General features: G+C 68.6%; 5 protein-coding genes. 3 read left to right on the forward strand and 2 right to left on the reverse strand.

Translation table 11 applies throughout. The features are described 5' to 3' along the window. The first annotated feature begins 270 nt into the window (after positions 1-270). Positions 271-948: a TetR/AcrR family transcriptional regulator gene (locus ABD243_RS14700; protein ID WP_116767325.1), complete on the forward strand. Its 678-nt coding sequence runs from the start codon at positions 271-273 to the stop codon at positions 946-948. A gap of 48 nt (positions 949-996) precedes the next feature. Next, on the forward strand, positions 997-1,608 hold the full coding sequence (locus tag ABD243_RS14705; RefSeq protein WP_116767326.1) for a hypothetical protein: 612 nt from the start codon (positions 997-999) through the stop codon (positions 1,606-1,608). Between the two features lie 15 nt (positions 1,609-1,623). On the opposite strand, the gene ABD243_RS14710 is transcribed toward ABD243_RS14705, so the two are convergent. Together ABD243_RS14710 and dapD are read right to left on the reverse strand one after the other, a co-directional pair. Further along, a complete protein-coding gene (locus tag ABD243_RS14710) occupies positions 1,624-2,475 on the reverse strand; it encodes a hypothetical protein (protein WP_425547214.1) in 852 nt (283 codons plus the stop codon). Between the two features lie 108 nt (positions 2,476-2,583). After that, entirely contained in the window at positions 2,584-3,606 is a 1,023-nt protein-coding gene (dapD, locus tag ABD243_RS14715) for a 2,3,4,5-tetrahydropyridine-2,6-dicarboxylate N-succinyltransferase (RefSeq protein ID WP_344367178.1), read from the reverse strand. 138 nt (positions 3,607-3,744) lie between these two features. On the opposite strand from dapD, the gene dapE reads away from it, so the two are divergent. Next, complete coding sequence (gene dapE, locus ABD243_RS14720; RefSeq protein WP_425547215.1) at positions 3,745-4,911, forward strand: succinyl-diaminopimelate desuccinylase; 1,167 nt, start codon at positions 3,745-3,747, stop codon at positions 4,909-4,911. Positions 4,912-5,059: the final 148 nt, after the last annotated feature.

Below are 5,059 nucleotides of genomic sequence, written 5' to 3' on the forward strand. Positions count from 1 at the left end.
TCGCATACTTCCGGAACTCCGATGAAGCGTCGCTTAAATGCGGCACGGTCGTTGCAACTCCCAAAATCTATGGGTGTTGCAACGACCGCTAGAAACCGCCGCTGAGGTGCGCGGCCGGCGTCGTGCTCGGGGCGCGCCGTGCCAACGCTCCATGCCAACGCTCCGTGCCAACGCTCCATTGTGACCAGGGCCGTTGTGACCCGCGCCACGTGCACGGGGGAACCGGTGTGCCCCGGGGCGGCAACGGCACGGACGTGCTAAAAAAGACCAGTGCCTAAATTTGTCGACGCCGTAATCCGGCGCCAGGAAGTAGTAGACGCAGTCTTCAGGATCATTGCTACGGATGGTCTTGAGCGGGCCTCCCTGCGCGAAGTTGCCGACGAAGCGCAGCTGGCCGTCGGCTCGGTGCGGCACTATTTCGCCAGCAGTGACGAGCTGTTGTCCCACGCGTTCGCCATTGTGGTGGACCGGATTCTTGGCCGCCTTGCCGCCGCGGACGCCCGGGTGGGAGAACTGCCGCCCGGCTCGGCCGAGCACCACAACGCCGTAGCCGCGCTGCTGGATGAGTTTCTTCCGCTGGACGAGGAACGGGCCGTCGACGCATGCGTGTGGATGGCCTTCAAGAACGCCGCCCGGACCCGGCCGTTCCTGGCCGCCGAGGCCGACCGCAGCCATCGTGCCGTGGCCGCAATAGTCGGCGGCCTCATCCTCGGCCTGGCCGCCGGGGCAAATGGCCGCGACAGTGACGACGCCGCGGCCGGGATGGACCAGCAGGTGCTCGTCACTGAAGCCGAGCTGCTGCTGGCCGTCCTGGACGGGCTGACGATGCACGCCCTCCTGCAGCCGGAGTGGATGACGGCCCGCATGTGCAAGGATGTGCTGGAGGCCCATCTCGAGGGCCTGAGCCGCCGGATGGCGGACCGGGCCCCAGCCGTTAACGTGCACTAACAACAGGAATAGACTGAGATAGTACGTCTTGCCAAGGGAGGCAATTGGATGCACCACACCGGCGGACCGGGCTGGCGGATCACCATGGATACATCTGGTCCCATGCTCATTGCCCTCTACGTTCGTGACGCCGCCGGACTGGACACCGCGGGGCATCCGGCACTGTGTCACGTGGCGCCGAAGATCCGAGCCTCGGACCATACACACCTGATCGCAGAGGTGGGAGGCACGGCCGTGCTCAAGACCGAGTGGGAGGCCTGGTGGGAGCAGCTGCTGAAGGCCCACCCGGAAATGTCGCCCGAGCTCACCCCGCCGGGCTTCGGGTCGTTCAGCAATTCACCGGCGCTTCGCCGCGTGCTGCAGGCGCACTTCGGCGCCGCGCTGACGTGGGCCCGGGAACGCCGCGCGGAATACCTGGCCCTGGAAGCGGAGCGCGAATCCAACAGCAACAATGAGCTCCTGGCCGACATGGTGGAGGACCGGTTGCTGGAAGTGGGCCGCCCGGCCCGGGATTTCAGCCTGACGATCATCGAACTCCCGCTGGCGGAGCCGCGGGCCTGGTACCTCGAGCCGGACAAGATTCTCATGAGCCAGGAGCTTCTGTCCGAGCCGGAACTGTTCCGCAGCTATGTCCAGCCGGTGGTCGATCTCCTCGTGTGAGCCGGCCGCCCGCCGCTAGCTGGCGGGCGCGTCGGCGACGGTCACCCGGACCTGCCCGGCCGGGACCTGCGCCGGCTGCCAGCCATCGCGGGACTGCCGGTTCCATGCGCGGCCGTCCACCTCGACGCTGGTGATGGACAGCGCTTTGGCGTTGGCCACGGCCCATTGGGCTATAGCCCAGGCCTGGGTGCCGTCGGCCTCCACGATCAAGGTCCGGCCGTCCGTCGACGTCGGCACGTCACCGAGCGCCGCCGTCAGCTTTGCGGTGACGGCGGCCGGATCCCCGGCGGTGTCGGGAGACCGCAGCGAACAATCCAGGCCGGCGGGCGTCTGGCCGCTCAGTGCCGAGGCGAACGCGCGGGCCATCCCCTCATGCTGGGCGTAGGCACCCGGGTAGGCCGAGTGCTGGACTTGCTGGGCGGCGTCGGTGATGTCCAGCGATTGGTAGCCGGAGATCTCCACGAGCGCATCGTAGAACGCATTGCTGGCGTGGTATGGGTCCATCACCTGCGCCGTGGTGCCCCAGCCCTGGGACGGCCGCTGCTGGAAGAGCCCCCGTGAGTCGGGGCCGGCCTGGTCGCCGTGGCCGATGTTGCGCAGCTTGGATTCCTGCATGGAGGTGGCCAGTGCGATGCTGGCGGCGCGGGCAGGAAGCCCGCGCCGGACCGCCACAGCCGTGATGAGGGAGGCGTTGGCCGCCTGGTCGGTGGCGAGGTCATCGCCTCCGCTGCCCACCGCCGTGCAGCGTTCGGTGATCAGCGTTTCCGAACGCTGCAGGAACGCCACCGCGGTGTAGATTGCTCCTGCAACCATCGCAAGGGTCAGCAGAAGGACGATCCGGCGTCGCCAGCTCCCACGTCGTGCCACGAAACTTACTCCCTCAGGCCCTAGCGGGCTGCGTCATCGGCTGCTTCATCGACGGGCGCCCCGCCGGAGCGGCCTTCACCGCCCGCCATACCGTACCAGCCGGTCCGGTCAGTTGGCGTGCAGGTCCGCGTTGAGCTCCACGGTCTGGCCCTTGCGGGGGAGCGCCTCGACGGCGCCGGTGGTCGAATTGCGGCGGAAGAGCAGGTTCGGAACCCCCGAAAGCTCCACGGCCTTGACTACCCGGCTGGTGTCCTCGCCTTCCGCATCCCGGGGGCTAATGACTCGCACGCGCGTCCCGGCGGTGACGTAAAGGCCTGCCTCCACCACGGAGTCGTCGCCCAGGCTGATGCCCACGCCGGAGTTGGCGCCGAGCAGGACCCGTTCCCCGAGGGCGATCTTTTCCTTGCCGCCGCCGGAAAGGGTGCCCATAATCGAGGCACCGCCGCCGACGTCGGACCCGTCACCGGCGACGACGCCGGCCGAGATGCGGCCCTCCACCATCGAGGTGCCCAGGGTTCCGGCATTGAAGTTCACGAAGCCCTCGTGCATGACCGTCGTGCCTTCGGCGAGGTGCGCGCCGAGCCGGACACGGCCGGCGTCGGCGATCCGGACGCCGGAGGGGACCACGTAGTCCACCATGCGGGGGAACTTGTCCACGCCGAAGACGGTGACGGCGCCGCGCTTGCGAAGGCGTGCCCGGGTGAGCTCGAAGTCCTCGACGGCCGCGGGACCGAAGTTGGTCCACACCACGTTGGGGAGCTTGCCGAAGATGCCGTCAAGGTTGATGCTGTTGGGCTGGACCAGCCGGTGCGAGAGCAGGTGGAGGCGGAGGTAGGCGTCCGCGGTGTCCGCGGGTGCCTCGTCCAGGTGGATCTGGGCGAAGACGACCTTCTGCTCGGTGCCGCGGTCCGGGTCGGTGCCGTTGGCGGCGATATCGATCAGCGACTGGTCCGCGTTGGCCACGTCACGCAGGCTCGGCGCCGCGACTCCCAGCGCCGGAGCCGGAAACCACACGTCCAACACGGTGGCTTCACCATTGCGGGTGGATACGGTGGCCAATCCATAGCCGTAGGCAGAGCGGGCGTCAGAGCGGGCGTCGGCGGGCACGGCGGAAGAAGCAGTTTCAGTCATGGCCCAAGTCTAACGAGAGCGTCCTTGCGCGCTGAAACGTGAGTCGCCCAAGTGACTCGCGGCAGGGGCCGTTATGACGCCTGAAACGGCCCCTGCTGCGGGTCAGTTGAGAGGCAGGCGAGCGGATAAAGTGGGACGGTGACCCCGACGAACCCCCGCACCCCTGCCAGCGCCCTTCACCGCAGTTCAGGGCATGCCCCTGTCCACTTGGACCTCCGCCAGGATGTCGCCCTGCTCACGGCCGCCCTGATCGACATCAACAGCGTCTCCGGCAACGAAAAGGTGCTGGCCGACGCCGTGGAGCATGCTCTCGGGCTGCTGCCGCAGTTGGAGCTGGTCCGCGACGGCGATTCGATCATCGCCCGCACCAACCTCGGCCGCGCCGAGCGCGTGATCCTGGCGGGGCACCTGGACACCGTGCCGCTGCCCATCACGGAGGGCTCGCTTGGGACCGTGCCGGCGTACTGGCCCTCCGGGGCGCCGGGGGAGGGCATCCTCTACGGCCGCGGCGCCACCGACATGAAGGGCGGCGTCGCTGTGCAGCTGGCGCTTGCGGCCACCATGTTCGACGCCGGCGCGGAGCCGGACAAGGACGTCACGTTCGTCTTCTACGACCACGAGGAAGTCGAGGCGGTGAAGAGCGGCCTCGGCCGGCTGGTGCGCAATCACGGGTCCCTGCTCGGCGGTGACTTCGCGATCCTGCTCGAGCCGACCGACGGAACGGTGGAAGGCGGCTGCAACGGCACGATGCGCTTCGAGGCGACCACACTCGGGGAGGCCGCCCACTCGGCCCGGGCCTGGATGGGCAGCAACGCCATCCACGCGGCCGCCCCGATCCTGGCCCGGCTGGCGGCGTACGAGCCGCAGACCGTGACGGTCGACGGCCTCGACTACCGGGAAAGCCTCAACGCCGTGAAGATTCACGGCGGCACGGCCGGAAACGTCATCCCGGACAAGTGCGTCGTGGAAATTAACTACCGTTTCGCCCCGGACAAGACCCCGGACGGGGCCGAGGCCGTGGTGCGGGAGCTGCTGGACGGATTCGACGTCGTTCGCACCGACAGCGCTGCCGGGGCGCGGCCGGGACTGAACCACCCGGCCGCCGCGTCCTTCGTGGCCGCCGTCGGCGCGGAACCGAAGCCCAAGTACGGCTGGACCGACGTCGCACGGTTCAGCGAGCTGGGCATCCCGGCGGTGAACTTCGGGCCCGGCGATGCTCTGCTGGCGCACAAGGACAACGAGCACGTCGAGGCGGACGCCATCCGGGAATGCCTGCGGGCGCTGCGGACCTGGCTCAGCGCCTGACCGCACAGCGCAGCACGCGCAACGCGCGCACGCGGCGGAGCACGCGGACCGCGCATGTCAGGACGCAGAAAAGGTCCGGAACCCGTGGGGTTCCGGACCTTTTCAGCGTCTAAAGGCCTTACTTGGTCGGGATCCCGGCGACCGGGAC

The sequence above is a fragment of the Arthrobacter humicola genome (assembly GCF_039531445.1).
Taxonomy (GTDB): Bacteria; Actinomycetota; Actinomycetes; order Actinomycetales; family Micrococcaceae; genus Arthrobacter; species Arthrobacter humicola.